Source organism: Pseudoalteromonas sp. S16_S37, from assembly GCF_014694405.1.
Classification (GTDB): domain Bacteria; phylum Pseudomonadota; class Gammaproteobacteria; order Enterobacterales; family Alteromonadaceae; genus Pseudoalteromonas.
Genome location: NZ_JAAUWV010000022.1, coordinates 33,997 through 54,973, shown reverse-complemented (window position 1 = coordinate 54,973; position 20,977 = coordinate 33,997). Strand labels below are relative to the sequence as shown.

The window sequence follows — 20,977 nt, the reverse complement described above, 5'->3', positions numbered from 1 at the left end:
AGTTAGCGTACGCTTCCTTCGTGACAAAAACCAATAAACTGCCACACATCAAACTCGTTTGATGAGTTCGGTTGTTCTGATTTTGTCCACCATTTAGCTTCATAAAGTGCATGCTTGAACTGTACCTGCTGACTGACTTGGTAAACGGCTTGATTATCCCAAAAAGCGCTTTGCGAGCAATCAATAAACGCTTGTTCACTCGATGTCCAGCTAGTAGTCACAGGTGGCCATTGACCAATTACGCTGATGCTAGGTGATGGATTTTTCGCTTGCTCTTCTTGTTCTTTCGTCCATGCACGGCCTTGCTGTTGGTGACATGTTTGGCAGGTCATGGTGTCATCGCCCCACTGCCTTTTGGTGGTGGTGATAAGGGGAATATCATCATCAACACTGTCGTTGTTCCAACTTTCATGAAGCTGTGCCATATTATTCTCACGCAACTGCCAAGCACTTTGACCTAATTGCCACTCAGACCAGTGAAATTCAGGCCAGTTTTTAACACCAAGTAATGCATTTGCAGTATTGAAATCACCCGCCTTAATCGAGTAATCAATAATCGTGGTGATAAAAACTAGGCGGTTAAAAGAGAACCTTGGGTTGTCAGAGCAACTTCGAAAAGAGAGATCCTGATTACAGCTTGTCAGCCCTTGCATTAGATAATTGTATCCACTAAAGAAATATTGAGGCTCATTAAAATAGCTCGATGCTAAGGTTACCGAGTGAAAACCTGGGTTGACTTGAAACCACTGTGCATGTTCTTGTTCTATTAATATTTGGCTGAGTTTGTCTTGGTGGATCCCAGCAAGCCAACGCCTTGGCAATGTTGTCCATCCCCCCAAAATAGAGGCCAGTCTCATGGTACGATGGTTTTGAGGGTTGGCAATTACTTTGTTTTCAAGCGCATGTGCCATCGCTATTGCGCGCACACTATAAAAGCTCGTAAGGATAAAATAGTTGAGGGTGCTGGGGTCATCAAAGCCCGCTTCACCACCAAGCCATAGTCGAGACCCTGTAATTAAAGTCAGAGTCATTACGTTACCTGGATCTTGGATAAGGCTCGCGACTAATGCATTTCCTGCGGGAATCGCAAGCTCAGATGCTTTGTTAAATGCATGGTGGAACTGAGTGTGGCTTTGCAATGACTCATCTACATTCAACGATGAATAACTAAGTACTTGATTAACAAGTCGGCCCAGTTTTCTTTGTGATCCCACTGCCCAAGTTGAGTCAGCAGATACTAGCGCTAAGCGTTCAAGGTAAAAAAGAGCCAAAATACTGTGCTCTAAAGACTCAGGTGTCACATTGCTATCGGCCAGTAAAGAGGCACTTAAGTGACGAATAGCAGCAAGCGAAATGACGGACTGATAAATTGGTGACTCCATATAAGAAATACTCAGCATATCGTCAAAAGAGCGGTGCGCTTTGCTTTGCTGTAACTGATTATATAAAGGTTTAACTTCGTCATACATCGCTTTGCTCACATTGAGTTTTTGATAAAACAAATCCGATGAATAATAGTCAGCAAGCGCAAAGTTTGGGTGCGATATATTGGCAAACACTGACATGCTAAAGAGCGATAATATGAGGTAGAGATGCTTCATAGTGTTATTCCTTCTAAATTTTTTATGTAGTTTTCTATGAGTTCTGTAACTTTATGTTTTTCAATTAATTTTGAACTGCAACCGACGTAAATATGTTGTTGGGCATTTTCGAAATAGGTAGAAATGTACATGGTGTGAGGGCTGCTCAGGTCATGATCGTTTTGTACTTCGGGGATAGCTTGCTTCAGTTCAATTTCCTGCTCGTTTAATGATGTCGCTATAAACTCCGAGCGCGCATTAGCATTGAGTTCACCTTGATAGTTGTAACTAAAATCAGGCGTATATATCGGCTCTAACTGAGCTTGCAGTTCAGCGTCGTGATTAAGTGCGGCTAGGGCATGGTAACTAATCGCGTTGTGTGGCGCTTGCTTCATAAATTGTGCGATATAAGCAGCGCTTTGACTTTGCGAGTGAAGCGTATCACGGTCAATCGAAAGCACGACTCGCGAGACTAAATAACCCACAACGGTGTTAGTATCGACCTCAATTTCTGTATTCAAGCGATTAAATTGAGACAATTCTAAGCTGACATTACTTAAAGAAAATGTACTTTGTAATGCTCGTGCAATTGCCGCCGTATGGATATCTGATGCGTGTATAGCTTGGTTACTAGCGCACAATGAGGTGATTTGCTTGGTGATATGTAACGGAATAGGCGTTCTTTGATTATGTAAAAAGCATGGAATATTCGCCTCAAGCGCTTGTTGCTCGCTAATCATTCTTGGTGCTTGAATTTGTGCGCTTTGGTTCCAAAACGCCAGATCAGCTTGCCAATTCTTTTGACCTTTAACGTATAACGGTTGCTGGAAGTAACGAGCAAACGCTCTGACAAATGCAATATACTGGTCTTTGCTCAGAGTAACCGAACGTTCACCATTAAGCAGTGATTTAATAATGGCGGTAAAGTTTCTGGTTATGATACTCATACTGAAGCCATCAAACACCGCATGATGCAGCGACAGGGTTAAAAATACCCGCTGTTCACGTTTGATATAAAACAGTCTTACTAAGCCAGAATTAAGCCGCATTGACAGCACTTCGCGCTCGATAAACTCGCAGATCTCGCTGGTTTTCGTCAAAGCGGTTAAATCGAAGCAAATTTGTTTTTGTAACAGGGTTTTTAAATCACCAATGTATTCCTGATAGCTGCCTAATTTAAAGCCGGTTCGAAGTGCAGGGTGGTGTGCTAGTAGTAACATCACAGCTTGGCTTATTAATGCAAAACTGAGCTGCTCATTTTCATCATTAAGCACAATGGTGTGGTTTACTATCCAAAGATTATTTTGGCCGCCAAAAGATAAAAACAGCTGACGATTGGGTAGGCTAGGTAGGTAAATCTCATCATGTTGCCAGCTAGGGTGCTGCTCTAGAGGCGCAGTTAAATCTACCTTTTGAGTTATGTCCTGCTGATCTTTCATAAGCAATCTATGCATATGATCAAGCGTTGGCTCAGCTAACAGCGTTTTGATCACCAGTGATTTACCCGTTATATGTGTCACCGACGATAATAAGTCGATGAATTGAATAGAGTTACCTCCTTGGTCAAAGAATGACTTATGTGGGTCAATATCTGGCTTTTGAAGATGTTTTTGCCAAAGTGTCACTAGCGCTTGTGAATACGCGTTTAGCTGCGATGATTGCCCTGGCTGCGGCTGATTTACAACAGCCATCTGAGCGAGCTTATTGCGGTCCGTTTTGTTATTTGGCGTTTTTGGCAAGCGCTCTATTTCAATAATATGCTGAGGTCGCATATAGGCGGGGAGTTGATGATTAAACTGTGCTTGCAACTGTAAAACCAGCTGCTGTGAAAATTCATCGCAGACAACAAACGCTACAAGCTGATTGGTGCTATTGAGCACCACGGCTGCGGCCTTTATCGCGTTGTGTTGCATAAGCACCGATTCAATTTCGGATATTTCAATTCTAAAGCCGTTGAGCTTTATTTGTTGGTCAATTCGTCCAAGGCAAAGCAGTTGTCCTTGTTTGTTTAACTTGACTAAATCACCAGTTTTATAAGCGCGGACCACTTTGCCATCTGGCAGTGATAAGTTAATAAACTTTTGCTGGGTTTCATCATCTCGATTGAGGTAACCGATTGCTAACCCATCACCTGCTATCAATAGCTCTCCAGAGGTACCAGAGGGGACGAGTTGATGCTGATTGTTTACGATATAAAACTGCGTATTCGCGATAGGTGAACCTAGGTGAATGGTCTCTTCAGGGCTTAATTTTGTCATTGAAGACCAAACTGTCGTTTCTGTTGGTCCATACATGTTCCAAAGCTCGACAGGCTGAGAAAAAAAGTACCCAAGTAGCTCTTTACTAAGCGGCTCTCCACCGCTCAGGGCAAGACTGCTAGGGTTTAGCTTTACATTATATTGCTGCAGCATTTTCCAGGTCGTGGGAGTGGCTTGCACAAGGTTTAATTGATGCTCAGTGATAACGTTTTGTAATTGCTGTGGATCTTTACTTTGCTCAGATGTTGCAATGTATACATAACCATTACAAAGTAGCGGTGCAAACAGCTCTAGAACATGAATATCAAATGAGATAGACGTAATTGCCAATGCGCGTGTTTGTTTATTTAGCTCAAGCGTCTCAACCATAGCTGCAACAAAATTGAGCGCTGACGCATGATTGATTAAAACGCCTTTGGGTTTACCCGTGGAGCCCGAAGTGTAGATGATGTAAGCGGTATGAGCTGGATGTATGTCAGCGAAAGTGTGTGTCTCTAGCGCTTGCAAAGTGTCGCATGCGCGCACATTGTTATGTAGCTCACAAGCGTAGTCGTAATTGGCATTGTCGCTAAGCACCAAGGGGGCTTGGGTGTCTTCAAGCATGTAGCCTAGCCGAGCTTTTGGATAACTTGGGTCAAGCGGTAAATAAGCGTGGCCGTTATTCCATATTGCTATCATCATAGCCAGCATGTGAGTGCTGCGCTCACAACATACGCCAATGATACTATTGTCACTCAGTTCAAACTCTTTTATGGCGCTGCTGTATTGCCTAACTAATTGTGCAAATTGACTATAACTTAACGACGTTTTTGAATCAGCAACCGCTTTGTGCTTTGGTAAATTGGTGAATATCTCCTGCAGTGCCTTTGGCAGCGTTTTTAGCTGTGAATAGTCGCGAACCACGCCTTGCCAATCGGTCATTAACTTATTAGCCTGCGCATAACTGAGTAAATCGAGTGACAACATGGTGTCATTTGGATCTGCCAGTAGTTGTTCTAACAAGTGTTCAAATGATTGTGACAACTGTGTAATGGATGCTTGGTCAAAAAGTTCAGCTGCAAACTCCCATTCAAGTGATAGGGTATTGTCTTGAGCGTAGATATCCAAAGTGATATCAAACTTTGCCAATCTGTGCTGATTGTCAGACGGTGTAATGTCTACTCCTTGTAGTTCTGGCACTATGGCTTTCATATTATGCATCGCCAAAAATACATTAATTAAAGGTGGTTGGTTGGCATGGCGTGGAACATCTAAACTGTCTAACAACACTTCAAAGGGTAATTGTGCATGCGCAAAAGCATCGGCCATAATGCTTTTTACTTTGGCAATGCAGCTGCTAAAGCTTTGTGTATAGTCAACTTGATGCCTAAGTAATACAGTGTTTGCAACAAAACCAATCAGTTCGCTGGTTTGCTCATGCTCTCTATTTGCAACGGGTGTGCCGATCAGCGTGTCGGTCTCATTACCATGAAATGCCAATAAAATGCTAAACGCACTATAGATGACGGTAAACGGTGTGGTGCCCAGCTGTTTTGCCAAACTCGTAATTTTGCCGTAAAGCTCACTGTCAATGTGACTGACATGCAACCTTGCTGACACCGCCATATGTTGTGCTCTTGGGTTGTCCAGTGCAAAGGTTACGTTGCTCTGGCAGCTTTGTAGTGTGTTTTGCCACCATTGACTAAGCAGCGCCAGATTCTGCTCGTTGAGCAGCTGTCTTTGCCAGCGCGCAAAATCTATATACCGCAACGTGCGTTGTTGTACGGGTGCTCTTTGTAGCTTCAGTTGCTCTGCATAATGCAAGGCAACTTGTTGACAAAATAGCGCGATTGACCAGCCATCGGCGGCGATGTGATGAATAACGATGGTCAGTTCAAAGTGCTCGGGCGAATATTTTTGCAATAACAATCTAAGCGGTGGTTCATTGCTCAAATTAAATGGCTTATCAATAAACTGAGTGATTATATTGGCTGACTCACAGTTTGCCGTTAGTTGCTGTTGCGTGTGCTCTATAACGCTCAATGGCAGCTCAAAACTCGGCAACACTTGTTGATATAAAGTGTCACCTTGTTTAGCGTAGGTTGTTTTTAAAACTTCATTTTGTTCAATAACGTGATTGAGCGCTTTTTTAAATACTTCTAGTTGCAGCGCGCCTGTCATCACAAAACTACGCGCAAGATGATATTCAATGGCGCCACTTCTAAGCGTATCGATAAGCCACATTCGTTGTTGTTGAAATGACACTACGCCACGTGTTGCCAAAGAGGCTGCTATAGGTTGAGATAGCGCTTTTTCTAGCTGGTTAAGCTTGTGGCGTTGTAGGTATGCGATTATCTCGGCTTTGTGTTGTTTGAGCTGCGCCACAAGCTCGGCACTGGGCTGAGCTTTGGCGTGTAAATCTAACTGGGTATTGTCTTTTAAAGAAAAAGAGATACCTTGCTGCTGACATTTGGTAATTAAAACTTCAATGCTCATAAGGTCACCGTTACCACTTGGTCATCAGATACATGATCAATCGATTGCGTGGCCTCGTTGTATAGCTCGCCGATATACTCGGCAAGTTTACTGACCGAATCGTGTTTCATGACCATTGAGGCCGGTAAGGGGCTATCGCTAAAGGCTTGTAACCGCTGTTTTAAATCAATGGCCATCAATGAGTTCAGACCATAGTCAAACACGCTGGTGTTTACTTCTATGTGTTCTGGGTCGCTCAAGCCAAGCACGCCTGCCAGCTCAGACTTAACCGCAGCGACTAATAAGTTGCTTCTTTGTGATGAACAGGCGTTGGCAAGCTGTGCTTTTATAGGGTTTTCTGTGTCGGCACTTTGCTCTGGGAGTAAATGTGTGTAAACACTGCGAGCGCTAGGTTGGCTGCCAACTAATTTGGCATTTTGCCAATCCACTTTAAATATACCCACTTGCGCCGTGGCACATGACAATGCATGTTCAAGCTCAGTAACACCTTCTAAAGACGACAGCGCATACATACCAGAGCGTTCCATTTGCAGACGTTCTTGCTCGGCAAGTTGTGCCGCCATACCCGCTTCTAACCATGGGCCCCAGTTGAGGCTTGTGGCATTGAGCCCTTGCTGTTTGCGGGCGGCACAAAGGCCATCCATAAAGGCATTGGCGGTTGCATAGTTTGCTTGTCCAGCCCAGCCAACCATAGCGGCAATGGATGAGAAGCAAACAAAGTAATCAAGCTCGCAATCAAGAGTTGCTTGATGAAGATACCATGCACCATTGACTTTTGGTGCCAGCACAGTGTGCATGTGTTCAGGGCTTTGCTGGCTGAAGGTGGCATCTTTGAGCACTCCCGCGGCATGAAAAATGCCTTTCAATGGAGATGAGGTGCGTTGTATATCCGTGATTAGTCTTGTCACATCATCACGTTGGCTAATATCTGCTTGAATATACTCGACCGTACAATGGTGTTGACGGGCGTTGTTTATCACTTCTGCAAGTTGTTCATTTAGTGTGCTTCTACCAGTTACAAACACTTGACTAGCGCCTTGTTTTACCAGCCATTGCACTACTTCAAGGCCAATACCGCCTTGTCCACCAGTGACAAGATAGCTGGCATTTTCAAATGAACTAGAGGTGTTTTGACGCTGATATAAGTCGCTTGGCGCGTTTGCCATGGAAATGGTAACCACATCGCTTACACCTTGCGATGGAATGTTAGGCATTGTAACTGTATGTGTTTGTAAATGCGTGCCAAGTTTAGTTAGTGTATCGACGATAGTGTTGAGTTTGCTTGTAAGCTCAATTTTGTTTAACTGGGTCGCAAGCGTTAAAGTTGGCTTTATGACCGAACAGCTATCAGGTAAATGTGCGGCACTTATCGATGGTTTTAAGCTTACCACTTGTGCACCATATTGTAGTTTGCGCACCAATGAGGGAGATGGAATTGTATTGGCGCACCAGATAAGGGTTTCAATCAAACCATCAAACTGTTCCAGCTGCTCTTCTTCAATTACATGAACGGTATGTCCTGATGATTGTAATAGCTCAATAGTTGCAAGGTCAGCCAGCTGCGACGGGGCGTAAAATACAATGGTAGAGCGAGGGCTTAGGGCTTCAATACCAAGCTGTAATGCCAGCGTATTGTGCATTGCTGCAATGTTGTTTGTGAGCCAATCAAGCGTACCATTGGCAAGCGTAACAAAGGGAATATCGGTATCTAAATAACTAGTTAGTCCCTCAAATGCCACACTCAGAAGCGGGTTGTCATGATTATCTGTCAATAAATAAAGGGCTGGTGTTAGTTGCCCTGAGAGTACTTGCGAGGATGTAGCAATAAAATGCACTTGCGCCAAGTCATGCTCTTTCGATAGCGGCTGTTTTATAGCAAGCCATTGTCCATCAACAAATTGCCATTGATAGTGGTTAGGCGCTGAAGGTAATACTGGATACAGGGTGTCATTTAAACAATCAAAGGTACTAAATGCTTTTAATTGGTGCGAATACGCTGCTCCTTGGTGAATGGCTATTTCGCTATCGTGTAACTGTGATTGCTCAAGAAGATGCTGTAATACTGCCAATGAATGCTCATCATCATCTAAGTCTAATAATACGGTATTAAACTGTTGGTTTTCAGATGCAAACACGCGGCCTAATCCCCACAATGCGGTTTGCGTAGGCACCACTGTCGATTGCGATGGTGCGTAAGCCCCTTGCGTAACAAGCACAACTTCAATGGCTTTTTGCCATTGCTGGGCTTGCAGCGCCTGCAATACTTGCAGTGGTTGTACAAATGCCTGTTGCTGATCAATGATGCTAGATGAGTCGTGCAGTGCTATATCGCTGAGTGAGCGCAAGTCAATAAGAAGGCGCTGAATATGGTCGGTATATTGGCTAAGTTCATCTGCCAAGCTTACAGATAAAGGCAAGGATGCAACGATACCCGGCAAACCACTTAGCTGTTGCTGAGTATGCGCACCGCCAAGCAGCAAAGTTGCTGGGTGGTTTTGTGCTTCAGGTACCGTGTCGGCAATGTTCAAACATGCCCATGCATAGCGATATTTTAATTCGAGGCTTGGATCATGATGCTCAACGGTGTTACTGCGCAGCTCAATGCCTTGAACTTGCACACACAGGCGACCATCCATATCAAATATGTCTATATCACCTTTACTTGCCAGTGGATTAATGTATTCCACCGTCAATTTGGCAAAACAATGAGATGCAGGTGTTTTATGAACTCGCACCGCGGCAATCTTAACGGGTAAATACGAATGATCGACCAGTTGGAAAAAGCTTTGAAAAGCACCATCTAAAAGCGTTGGGTCTAAAATATAGTTGGCGTTTTCTTGTCCACTTAATTCAACCAAGACAGTTCGCTCGTCTTTGTAGCACTGAATAACACTTTGGAATTGGCCTTGATAATTCATGGCAAGCTGGTGACATTGCTGGTAGAACGCCGTCTGGTCAAGCTGGATGGCAAAATCAAGCTTAGCTTGCTGCAATGGTTTACCTGTTAGGGCAATGTTTGGTTTGTGATTTAATTGGCATTGCGCTTGTAAGTGCCAATCATTATTTTCAAAGGCATGGATAGTCAGTTGTGCAGTTTGATTGTTAAGGCGCGTTTCTAAGATATTGGCCGTTGCTTCTAGAAAAAGAGGTCTTAAAAACTCAATATCCTTAAGCTCGATGCTACTATCTGGCCATTGCAGACGGGCCAGTTGCAATGCCGATTCAATGTATCCGGCACCTGGGTAGATGATATCTTCGCCCACTTGGTGACCGGATAAAAACGCTTGCTCGGCTAGGTCAAATTTACTTTGCCAAACGGGTTGTTGACTGATCAGCTGTTGACCGAGTAGCGGCAATACGGCATCAAAATAGGCGTCTTTTTTTTGTTTGTTTTCAATACGAGTTAACTGTACATCAGGGTTTTCAAGCCAGTAGGATTCGTGCTGCCAAGGGTAGTTAGGCAACGCTATACTATGATTTGGTTTGCAGTCACTGACATTAAGGGCTGTTGCAATGTCCATCAATCCTGCTGTCCCAAGCGATGCAACACAGGCTGCCAATTGAATCCGATCATCTTGTTCGCGAGATAGCGTATGGGTTGTGAACGTAGCTGGATTGCTTGAAATTTGCTTGATCGAATGTGAAAGCACAGCGTGTGGCGCTATCTCTATAAAACATTCGATCCCCTCAGCAAGGATCTGTTGTATCGCTTGGTAAAAATATACTGGGTCGCGCACGTTGTCGGCCCAATACTCGCCGGTCCAACTTTGCCATTGTGCCGCGACGCCTGTCACGGTTGAATACATAGGTACACGTGGGGCTTTTGGTTGAATGTCTGCTAATGCAGCGATCAGTGGTTGCTTTAGCTTTTCCATCGCTGGACTATGGTAAGGAACGTCTACATTCAAAAACTTAGCAAACTGGCCAGCGTCATCTAATTGCTGAGCAATTTGTTCGAGGCTTTGACTATCACCAGAGAGTGTAATGGCGGTTTCACTGTTAATTGCTGCGATTGATACCAGGTTTTGATATTGCTCACAAAGCGCTTTGGCTCTAGCCTCATCGACACCAACTGCGAGCATTTTACCTTCACCGCTGGTGGTTTGTTGCAACTGGCTTCGGTAATAAACAATCTTTACTGCGTCTGCAAAACTGTACATACCCGCACTGTAACTGGCGGCAACTTCTCCTGCACTGTGACCTACAATGGCATTAACGCGCACGCCTTGTGCGATAAGTGCTTGGTATAAAGCAACTTGTACGGCAAAAATAGCCGGTTGTGCATACTGAGTTTCGTGGATCTGCTGTGACTGCTGCGCAAGTACATCCACTAAAGACCAAGACACGTACTTTTTAAGTTCATCAGCTATCTTATCGATTTGCGCTTTGAAAATTTGATTGCTTTGATAAAGTTTCATGCCCATTTGCGGCCAAGTAGTGCCCATGCCTGAAAACACAAACGCAATCGGGGTGGTTTCATCGTGCTGCGCTTGGCCATATCGAGTGGCTTTGTTCGACAGCTCCCCAATGTAGTCTTCGAGCTGCTGTAATAACTGTGATTGAGTCATCGCTGAAAAAACCACACGATGTCTGTGTGCAGTGCGCAATATCGCCGAGTTAATGCAAAAGTCTCTAAGTTGTGACTCATCAAGTTGCTGTGCTCTATTTAAATACAGACGAGCAGACTCTTTGAGCGCGTTTTCAGATTTTGCGCTGATGAACAGCTGTAGAAAATCTTTTTGCGGGTTTAACGCAGCATGGGTTGCTGGTGCTTGCTCAATCACCACATTGGCATTAGTACCACCAAAACCGAATGAGTTGACAATTGCTCTGCGCGGTTTGCCTGGTTTATCGGGCCACGGCGTATTTTCTGTGACGATTTTGATATTCAGTTCAGACTCGTCAATGGCTGGGTTAAGGGTATGGCAATGAATGTTTTTTGGGATCACGCCACTGTTCATCGCGTTAATTGTTTTAATTAAACCTGCGAGTCCAGCTGTAGGTTCTGTGTGGCCAATATTACTTTTTACTGAGCCAATTAAGCTCGGGTTGTCTTTTGTGCGTTGAAGATCTTTGCCTAAGGCATTACCCAGCGCGTTGACTTCAATGGGATCGCCCACCGCGGTGCCTGTGCCGTGGGCTTCTGCATAGTCGATGTCTGCTCCGCTTAATCCGGCAATGGCAAGTGTTTTGCCGAGTAATTGCTGTTGCGCTTGGCCATTTGGTACCGTGATCCCACTGGTATGGCCGTCTTGGTTTGTGCCGCTGGCTTTGATCACAGCAAGAATAGGGTCATTGTCCGCGATTGCTTGAGATAGCGACTTAAGCACAACAACCGCAACACCTTCACTTCTAACATAACCATTGGCACTGCTGTCGAAGCTTTTACATAAGCCATCAGGTGAAAGCATTGACGCTTTACAAATCGACATGGTCATTTCGGGGCGCAGTAATAAATTTACGCCTGCGGCAAGTGCAATTTGGCTATCACCGTTTTGAATGGCTTTACACGCAAGGTCCAGTGCTACTAAAGAAGAGGAGCAAGCTGTATCGAGAGTCAAGCTAGGGCCATGAAAATCATAGCAATAGGAGAGCCTGTTTGCGGTTAAAGTCATGGAAGAGCCGGTTGCTGAGTGATTGCTGATCTGAGCGTGTGCATTCGAGTCAGTTTGCAGTTGTTCAAAATCATGCATAAATTGCCCGACAAATACGCCCGTATCACTGCCTTTGAGCTGCTTTGTATCTAATCCCGCATTTTCCATTGCTTCGTAACTGACTTCCAATAGCCAGCGATGCTGGGGGTCAATATAGGGCGCTTCCTTTGGAGAAATGCCAAAAAAGGTGGCATCAAACAGGCTCAAACCTGACAAGAAGCCGCCATTTTTTACATACATTTTCCCTTGTGCAGTTTTATCACTATCGTAATAGGCATCTACACTCCAACGGTCTTCGGGAATTGTCGAAATACCATTGCCACCGTTGAGTAAGAATTCATGAAATGTTGCAGGGTTGTTGTTGTCACCTGGCAATCTGCAAGCAACACCAATGACAGCGATGTCATTTTTATTTTCAAGTGTTTTGTGGTTTATCTTTGTTTTGTTCATGTTATTTTTCCAAAAATTAGTTCAGCTAGGTTATTGCGCTTGAATTGCGTTGGTAGGGCTTTGCAGCAATGACACAGGATTACACGTTGTAGGTTGAGTATGCGCGGCTAGAATATCTTTCCAACAAAGGCCTTGTTGGAGAAGCAACGTTGCGACAGTGCAATGTTTGTTGTGAATGTACTCAATATTTTTTTTAGCACTGCGCTTAACGGCGTTTTGATCTTTGTGGTGAGGGTAGTGAATTGCTTGTGCTGAGGCATTAATCGCAAATTTATAGCCTAAATTTTGCAGTCTCAAAGCAAGCTCTACATCCTCTCCCCCCCAGCTGGTAAAGGTTTCATCAAAGCCACCTATGGCATACAAGGCATCCGTTTTACATGAAGCGTGGCAAGTCCAGAAAATCAGCCAAGGCTCATAAATCTGTTCTAGGCAGTAGTGCTGTTGCGCCAAAAAAGCATCGCGACAATCTTTGTATTGCGCCAAAAACTCACTATCAGAGAAAATATCTGGATCGCTAAGCCTTTGTTGGCACTGAGCCAAATCAGATATCTTATGTTCTTCAAAGCCGTAGCATAGGCCTATTTGCACATCCACTTCACGGGTTGCAAAATTGCTAAGATGGCTTTGCAGACAATCTGGCGCTATGAGAACGCCAGAGTCGATAAACAAGATATGTTCAAAAGAGGCACAAGTAATCCCCAAATTTCTTGCTCTAGCTACTCGAAATCCCAAGTCTTCTTGAAACAAATACTTAACCTGTAAACGGTTAGCGAATGACTGGACAATCTCACTGGTATCATCACTTGAGCCATCATCGACAACAATGACCTCAAATAGGTCATTGTTTAGTGTTTGCCTCACTAGACTGTTTAGAGTGAGATTAAGCAGTAGACTACGATTGTATGTTGGTATAACAACGCTAATCCCTGACCGCCATTTTTTCATACTACTTTCCTTAATTTGGCTGAGAGTTATTTTTGCTGCCCCTAAATTGGACACTTTATGTATAAAATCTAAACAAAAACAAATCAATAGATGATTCGTATTATTCAAGATGCAAATAGCCAAAAAGCCCATAAATAAGGTTAACCTTATGAATTTATTAATAATGAAATTTATTTAAGTTGGGAGGTGATTGAATTTTATTCAACAGTTAAGACGGTGATTTAGAGTGGATGTTTTTTCACACTGTTCTATTGTTTAGTACAAAATAAGAGCAAATTAAAATGACAATTCAATCAAGTTTAGGTGAATTTTTGTACTTTTTGCATCCTCTCATCTTCAGGCTGTTCCTCCAATTGATTAAAAGTCTATCGCTTGGCATAAGTAAACTGTCGCCACATAAAAAATATTATTTTCAAAGTTTAACAAGCATTTAGCAATGCTAATTAGGACAGAGTGAAAGGCAGAATAGGGAAGCGTGAAGTTATTTTAGTATAAAAAAGCGTTTACTTTTTATTCTGTTGTGTTAAAAAGTAACACAAAGGATTGTGCTTTTTGGTTAGTAAGTAACATTGAAGGTTACTTTATAAGTTTATACAACTTCTCATTTTGTAACTGCAGGAGTTATTTGCAAATTTGTACTTTTGGGTAATGCATCAACTGGGTTGAATATAATAATAAGGGAACAAACATGTCTAATAAAGTGACCGTTAATGTACAGAAAACAAAGCTAAGTTTAGCCGTTGCTTCAGCAATTATGGGGCTGAGTCCTTTCTTGCTGGCGGCTCAAGATTCGGCTCAAAATGACAGCGATGTCAGCGCGGGTGAGAGTAGCGAAAAAATTGAAGTAATCGAAGTAACCGGCATTCGTGGCAGCATTAACAGCGCGCAAAATATCAAGCGCTATGCTGATACCGTAAAAGATGTTATTACCGCATCTGATATTGGCGCATTGCCAGACAAATCGGTCACTGAGGCATTGCAACGTGTACCAGGTGTAACCATCGAGCGTTTTGCTTCTTCTGATGATCCTAAGCACTATGCCGATGAAGGTACTGGCGTATTGGTGCGAGGTTTGGACCGTGTGCGCTCTGAAGTGAATGGTCGTGATGCGTTCAGTGCAAACCCCTCGGGCGGGTTGAGCTATGAAGATTTTCCCGCGGAGTTATTGGGTGCTGTTGAAGTGGTTAAAAACCAAACTGCAGATCTGATCTCGGGGGGGATTTCTGGCACCGTCAATTTAATCACACGCAAACCCTTTGATTCGGATGAGCGTTTAATATCTTTCAATGCAAAAGCCAATTACGGTGACTTTAGAGAAGAAGTCACGCCGTCATTTTCGGCATTATTTGCAGATAATTGGCAAACCAGTGCGGGTAAGTTTGGCTTTTTAATTGCGGCATCACAATCAGAATATCAAACTCGTGGAGATGGTGTTGGTTTAGGTAATTTCCATTCTCGAGGTGATGCATTTGTTCCTACCTTGGATCAATGGGGTGGCATAACAGGTGTCGATCCGTCGTCGCCTGTGGATGGCCCCGCTTTACCAGGGCAGCCAGAGGGCAGTGTTTGGCACGTGCCCGTGGCAATACATATGAGCACGGCGACCAATGACCGTAAACGCACCGGTTTAACGTCATCTTTGCAGTGGGCAAATGATGATGAAACCATTGTTGCTACGCTTGAACATATTCACTCAAAAGCATCCCTTGAGTGGAATGAACGGCAAATTGGCCAGGCTGCGCAAGGCTTTAAAGGGTTTATGGGCTCTTCGCAAAACTGGTTAGATGATGCGGAAAATGGCTATCCACTTACAACCGATAATGGTTTTGTCACCTCAGGTGTTGCACTGGGTGTGTCGCCCGAAACGCCATTTTTTTATCGCAGCCGCTGGAACAATAACGAAAATACCGTTGATGATACGTCGTTCAAGCTAACGCTCAAACCTGTTGACCGACTCACGGTAGAGTTTGATTATCAACATGTTAGTTCAGAGAAAGAAGTTGAAAACTACAGTATGTCGGGGCAAACCCGAGGCAACCATGTGCATGTGGTATCGCCGTATTTCCTTGATATGCGGGGTGAGCGCCCAACCGTGAAGTTTTTAAGTGACAATATTCTCACCGCAGGTTGGTCACCCAATGAAGACTGGAATGGTCCAGTGCCGAATGTGTTTTTAGGCAGTGGTATGGAGCAAGTTGAGCGCAATAGCGCTGAGTCGGATAGTTTTAAGCTTGACTTTAAATATGAGCTAGATGGTAGCTTTAAAAGTGTAAGTGCAGGTGCTTACATGTCTGATAAAGACCTAACGGTGCGCGATACCGCTTACGAGGGGTGGTCTGCCATCGGTACGCCTTGGATCCAAGAAGATAGAAACGCAGCTGCAGCAGTTAATAGACCTGAGCTATTTGAGCGTGTGGACTTTTCTGACTACTACCATGGCGATGTGTTGCAAGGTAATGTTAATAACTTCTTGTTTCCTAAAATGGATTTAGTAAGAAATTACGCCCAATCGCTGCGTCAAGGTTGTAAAGATGGCTGGCATAATGCCACGTTAAGTGCTGAAAATAACGGCCAATGTACAGGCACGTATGTACCTTATGAAGATAAGCCAAATCGCGTTGAGGGGCCTTTTGCAGCGCATAATATCAGTTCAACCAATGAAAAACGCACAGAGTTTTATGTGCGCGGCGATTTTGATATTGAACTACAAGGTATACCCGTTGTTGGTAATGTCGGTTTGCGCTATGTGAACTACAAACTTAAATCGACAGGGGCGCTTGTTCAGCCACCCCAAAGTAAACGTGGCGACGCGGGCACATCATTAAACAATGTGCTGCAGCAACCTGAATATAAGCGCTATTACGATATTGCAGGCGGGCAATCTGCGCTAAGTACGGTGGATGGTACGGATTACTCAACGGTTTTGCCAAGTCTTAACGTCAGTTTTGGTGTAGCCGAAGATGTGGTGGTGCGATTTGGCGCATCAAAAGCCGTCTATTATCCAAGCCTAGTCGATGCGCGAAACATCAATATTATTAGCTTAGATTACACCAGACGTTTACAGACGCCTGGCGCTGATTATGATGAAGCAACCAACCCTGTTGTTGGTTTAGATGATATAGAACTTACCGCATTATCGGGCAATCCCTACATTGAGCCAGAAGAAGCGGTTAATCTAGATTTGAGTACCGAGTGGTATTTCGCAGATGCAGGTTACATTACTGTCGGTTTATTCAACAAGAAACTTGATAATATTATCCGTAATCGAGCGTTTGATTTAGACGTAACCTATGGCAGTGAAAGCTACGATATTTCAGCGTATGGTCCTGCTAATACTGGCTCTGGTACATTACGTGGTGCCGAGTTTTCATACTCACAATTTTACGACATGTTGCCCGGGGCATGGAGCGGACTGGGGCTACAGTTTAATGTCACCTATATAGATCAAGATGGTCTTGAAGATCCAAATCAAGTATCTGCAGGTACGCTCGGTTTTGACGAAAATGGTAACCCTTTAAACGACAACCGTAACACCTTCCGAGTGTTTAGCGGCTTGCCGTTGCAAGGCTATTCAGATAAAAACTTCAACATCATTGGTATGTATGAGTACGAGGCAATATCGCTGCGCTTAGCTTATACGTGGCGTTCAGAATATCTACTGACATTACGTGAGTCAGAAGAGTATGTACCTGCTTATGCAAAAGCGTCAGGAATGATGGATGCCAGTCTCTATTACACTATCAATGACATTTGGAAAGTGGGTCTTGAGGCGAGCAATTTACTTGATACTGAGACTAAAACACAATACCAAATGGACCAAGCGGGTACGCGAACGCAAGCGCTTAACTTTACTACCGACAGGCGGTTTGCATTGAGTGTTCGTGCCACATTCTAGTATTAAAAAGTGTCGGCGTATCGGCAAAGTCGATACGCTGGTGGTCAAGCTTAGTAAAGTTGCAGTCTTTATTTTTATGCGCTTATCTAATGATTACCCTATGATCCGCAAGGAATGACTAAGTTATGCCAGAATTTTTAAAAGGCTCAGGTGACCTTCAACAGTTGGAGCTGCAAGGTTGGGATATTCTAGCTGAGCAAGTGAGTCTGCCCGTTGCAGTGTTACGCCAAGGTGCATTGCAGCAAAATGCCAATTGGATGGCCGAGTTTGCAAAGCAAAATCAGGTATTACTTGCGCCTCACGGTAAAACCTCGATGTCACCCGAGTTGTTTAAATACCAGTTAAATGCAGGTGCTTGGGCTATTACGGTTGCAACGGTACCCCAGTTAATGTGTGCCGTTGAAGCTGGCGTTGAGCGGGTTATTTTAGCCAATCAATTAGTGGGTCGTTATCACTTGGAAGTGGTTGCACGTTTACTCAAAACGACATCTTTGCAGTTATTTTGCTTTGTAGAGTCAATTGATAACGCCAAAGTTTTAGGGGATTTTTTTGACCAACAAGCGCTTAAGCTCAACGTGTTGTTAGAGGTAGGCGTAATTGGTGGCCGGTGTGGTGTACGCACATTTGATGAGTTAACGCAGCTGTTTAAGACTTGCCAAGCGTATTCAAGCCTGCAAGTAATGGGGCTTGGGTTTTACGAAGGGGTGATTGGTGGCGAACGTGCTGAGCAAGATGTAGAACACTTTGTTAAAGGCCTTATAACGCAAGCTGATTTGTTACATCAACAAGGTATGTTTGCTTGTTCTGAGCCACTCATTACGGGTGCAGGATCTGCTTGGTACGATGTTGTGACCAAGGTAATGAAACAAAGCGCGCGCTCTGATGAGTTTAAATTTGTTATTCGCCCAGGCTGTTATTTAATTCACGATACAGGCATCTACCAAGATGCACAGCAAGCCATACTAGCGCGCAGCGAGGTGGCTTGTGATATTGCTGGTGAACTGGTGTCGAGCCTATTTATTTGGGCGTATGTAACGTCGTTACCAGAACCTGGTTTGGCGATCGTTGGTATGGGTAAGCGTGATGTTGCGTTTGATGCGGGGCTACCCAAGCCCGAATTTCACTATGATATTCGCAATAAGCGTTTGCAAAGCCTAAATGGTGATTTTTATATCGAAAAAATCATGGACCAACACGCCATGTTGCGTTTGTCGCCCAATCACTTACTCAGCGTTGGCGATATGATATGTTTTTCTACTTCACACCCGTGCTTAACGTTTGATAAATGGAAACAAATTGGCATTGTCGAACGCGATTGGGTGATCACCAAAACCATTATGACACATTTTTAATTGAGACAACGCTTTGGATATTATTAGTAAAATAAAAGAGGGGCTGGGTCATTTCAGCCCATCAGAGGAAAAGGTTGCACGATTGATCATCGCTCAATTGAACTTTGCAGCCAGTGCCTCGATTAGTGAATTAGCTGAAAAAGCCCAAGTCAGTCACGCTAGCATTACGCGGCTTGCTCGAACTTTGGGTTGTGAAAACGTACGCGATTTGAAATTTCAGCTTACTCAGTCTGCGGCAATTGGTGAGCGCTTCAACAATCCCGAGTTGGTAGATAAAGAAAAAATTTCTCATGTGTATGCCTCAATCCAAGAGATCTTAGCGCTCAATGCAGGACTCATAGAAGAGCATATTGTAGAGCAAGCTGCGGGGGCGATTTGTGATACACGTCATTGCTTGATATTTGGTGTTGGTGGTGGCAGTAGCATGATGGCACAAGAGTGCCAAAATCGCCTGTTTCGCTTAGACGTATTAAGTAATGCGCATTCAGATCCGATGATGATGCGTATGGCCGCGGCCACAGTTAATAAAAATGATGTGGTGATCTGCCTATCTCTCAGTGGTGTTTCGCCGGATGTGATGGAAGCCGCTCGTATTGCCAAAGCGTATGGCGCGCAGCTTGTTGCTATCTGCCCAGACAGTGAGCTTGCGCATATGGCAGATTTTCATCTGCCCATAAAAACCCAAGAAAGCGACTATATCTTCAAACCCAGTGCAGCACGTTACGCGATGATGGCTGCGGTAGATATTCTGTCCAGTGAAGTGGCTATACGTAACCAAAAACGCTCCAAAGAAAAGCTAAGACGCTTAAAAGTTCAGTTGGACCAGCATCGTGATAAAAGCGCCAATGCAACACCTGCAGACAAACGCTTCCCGCTAGGAGATTAGCTGACGTGAAGACCATGTATGCTCAGAGCATAATTAGAAATGCGGCCGTATATCAATGGCCGAGTGAGCAACCTCAGATAATGGATGTTGCCATTGACAAGGGCTTAATTGTGGCAGTGGGTGATTGCAGCCAATATCAAGCACAGCAAAACTTTGATGCGACAGGGTTGGTGTTAGCGCCTGGGTTTATTGATGTACATACTCATGATGATTTAGAAGTGCTTCGCAGTCCGCATATGCTCAGTAAAATCAGTCAAGGTGTTACGACAGTGATTGCGGGCAATTGTGGCATAAGTGCTGCCCCGTATTTTCAAGCGTGTGCTCCCGTTGATCCTATAAACTTATTGGGAACAAAAGAGCAACTGATCTATCCTGAGCTTGGTGATTATCAGCGTGCCTTTACATTGGCTGCCCCCAGTGTAAATTTGGCAATGTTAGTGGGTCATACCAGCTTACGCGCACAAGTGGTTGAAGATTTGTCACAACCTGCAAACCCCGATGAAATCGCTCAAATGAAAGCGTTGTTAACACAGGCGATGGAGCAAGGCGCGCTGGGTTTAAGCACAGGACTTGCGTATCACAATGCCAAAGGGTCGAGTATCTATGAAGTGAATGCGTTGGCCGAAGTGATCAAGCCTTTTGACGGTATATATACCACCCATTTACGTACTGAATTTCACGGTATTTTAGATGCTATGGATGAAGCATTTGCAACGGCGCAGCATGCAGACGTGCCATTAGTTATCTCGCATATTAAATGTGCCGGCAAAGAAAACTGGGGGCGCGCGCCTGAGGTGCTTGCACACCTCAACAAGCAGCGCAAACATCAAGACATTGGCTGCGATTGCTACCCCTATGCCGCCAGCTCCAGTACCTTAGATCTAAACCAAGTGACGAAAGAGACAGATATTTTTATTACTTGGTCGGAAACACATCCAGAAATGGCGCAAAAGAATTTACAAGAGATTGCTGCAAAGTGGCAAATGTCATTAATCGATGCGGCTAGAAGATTGCAACCTGCAGGCGCTGTATATCACTGTATGTTAGAAGATGATGTGAAGCAATTTCTCAGTTATGAGCATAGTATGATTGGCTCTGATGGATTGCCTTGCGATCCTCACCCGCATCCCAGATTGTGGGGAACCTTTCCAAGAGTGCTCGGACATTATAGCCACCGCGAACAAACACTGCCTTTGGCTTTAGCAATACATAAAATGACAGCGTTGCCAGCAAAGCAGTTTAAGCTTGAAAAACGAGGACAAATAAAAGTGGGTAATTTTGCCGATCTGGTGTTATTTGACCCAACAATGGTGTGCGATCAGGCTACCTACAGTCAACCCCATTTACCCGCAATTGGCATAGATCGCGTGTGGGTTAACGGCAAGCTCAGCTATGCTGGCGATGCAGATCTTGCATCAGTTGTTGACTATGGCCGAGCGGGACGGTTTTTAAATAGAACATCTAAAAATAATTAAACATAAA

8 protein-coding genes are annotated in these 20,977 nt (G+C 44.1%); 4 read left to right on the top strand and 4 right to left on the bottom strand.

The features are described 5' to 3' along the window. Positions 1 to 2 precede the first annotated feature (2 nt). Genes HC733_RS11515 through HC733_RS11500 form a run of 4 tightly spaced genes read right to left on the bottom strand, consistent with a single transcriptional unit; the run spans position 3 to position 13,362 of the window. Complete coding sequence (locus HC733_RS11515; RefSeq protein WP_190365193.1) at positions 3 to 1,601, bottom strand: hypothetical protein; 1,599 nt, start codon at positions 1,599 to 1,601, stop codon at positions 3 to 5. Beyond that, positions 1,598 to 6,313 carry a non-ribosomal peptide synthetase gene (locus HC733_RS11510; protein ID WP_190365192.1) on the bottom strand — a complete coding sequence of 1,572 codons (4,716 nt, stop codon included), beginning with the start codon at positions 6,311 to 6,313 and terminating at the stop codon, positions 1,598 to 1,600. The genes HC733_RS11515 and HC733_RS11510 overlap by 4 nt, the downstream gene beginning before the upstream one ends. Further along, entirely contained in the window at positions 6,310 to 12,417 is a 6,108-nt protein-coding gene (locus tag HC733_RS11505) for a type I polyketide synthase (RefSeq protein WP_190365191.1), read from the bottom strand. Before HC733_RS11505 ends, HC733_RS11510 begins: the two co-directional genes overlap by 4 nt. A 30-nt stretch (positions 12,418 to 12,447) precedes the next feature. Next, positions 12,448 to 13,362 (bottom strand): glycosyltransferase, encoded by a 915-nt coding sequence (locus HC733_RS11500; RefSeq protein WP_190365190.1) that lies wholly within the window; start codon positions 13,360 to 13,362, stop codon positions 12,448 to 12,450. 688 nt (positions 13,363 to 14,050) lie between these two features. Here HC733_RS11500 and HC733_RS11495 point away from each other — a divergent pair. From HC733_RS11495 to HC733_RS11480, 4 genes are all read left to right on the top strand, one after another. Beyond that, positions 14,051 to 17,257: a TonB-dependent receptor gene (locus HC733_RS11495; protein ID WP_190365189.1), complete on the top strand. Its 3,207-nt coding sequence runs from the start codon at positions 14,051 to 14,053 to the stop codon at positions 17,255 to 17,257. Between the two features lie 125 nt (positions 17,258 to 17,382). Next, positions 17,383 to 18,609, top strand: coding sequence for an alanine racemase (locus HC733_RS11490; protein WP_190365188.1), 1,227 nt, complete (start codon positions 17,383 to 17,385; stop codon positions 18,607 to 18,609). Between the two features lie 13 nt (positions 18,610 to 18,622). Further along, entirely contained in the window at positions 18,623 to 19,495 is an 873-nt protein-coding gene (locus HC733_RS11485) for a MurR/RpiR family transcriptional regulator (protein ID WP_190365187.1), read from the top strand. A 14-nt stretch (positions 19,496 to 19,509) separates the two neighbouring features. After that, positions 19,510 to 20,970, top strand: coding sequence for an N-acyl-D-amino-acid deacylase family protein (locus HC733_RS11480; protein WP_190365206.1), 1,461 nt, complete (start codon positions 19,510 to 19,512; stop codon positions 20,968 to 20,970). Positions 20,971 to 20,977: the final 7 nt, after the last annotated feature.